This window comes from Aerococcus sp. L_32, assembly GCF_050689315.1.
Genome location: NZ_JBOEQF010000873.1, coordinates 1 through 781, shown reverse-complemented (window position 1 = coordinate 781; position 781 = coordinate 1). Strand labels below are relative to the sequence as shown.

Genomic DNA, 781 nt, shown 5'->3' with positions numbered 1-781 from the left:
CTACTTAGAAAACCCTGAACTAAAAGAAGAATTAGCTGATTTATATACTGAAATCATGCGTATATCTCGCGGTCATCAGGAGCATTGGATGGCTCAACAAGAAGAAAAATAACCGCAAAATAAAAACGGCAACTATCATAATGAGCTGGAGTTGCCGTTTTTGTTTTATTTTAAAATCAATTCTTTTAACCAAGTTTCTGTCAAAGGTATCCATTGCGCGGCAGTTTTATTCACTTGATTGGGCATGGTTGCAGAAAGCTCGTTAGCCACTGAAAGGCCGTGTGGTCCTTCTTGGAAGATATGCATTTCAAACGGAATGTTATTTTCTTCTAATGCTAAGGCTAGTGATAAGGAATCACGTACGTTAACAACATCGTCTTCACGTGTTGCCCAAATAAAAGTTGGTGCAGTATGTTCATTCACAGTAGCTGGGACAGAATAACGTTCAATTTCTGCTTCACTAGGTAGTGGTTTTCCAAAGCAAGCTAAAGATATGGCTGTTGCATAGGCCTTGATATTTGGGTCAGGATTGGCAATGTTTTGGTGATAATAATAGGCAATATCAGTTAGGGCGTAGGCAGAAATATTAAATGCTGGTTTCAAGGCTTTGCCCTTCAAATTTGTTGCATTTTGAATCATATCTTCATGCCATACATTACTGTACATCCCGGTATTGTGACCACCAGCAGAAAATCCTGCTAGGCCAATCTTATCAGTATCAATGCGCCACTCAATCGCATGTTGATGCAAAATTTCAAATGCCTTAGCAGTTTCTTGTAGC

At 39.2% G+C, this 781-nt stretch carries 1 protein-coding gene; it reads right to left on the bottom strand.

Going from position 1 to position 781, the window contains the following annotated elements:
* Positions 1-165 precede the first annotated feature (165 nt).
* On the bottom strand, positions 166-781 hold a 616-nt coding region (locus ACRCJ0_RS17040; RefSeq protein WP_431391343.1), incomplete at its 5' end, for an alpha/beta hydrolase.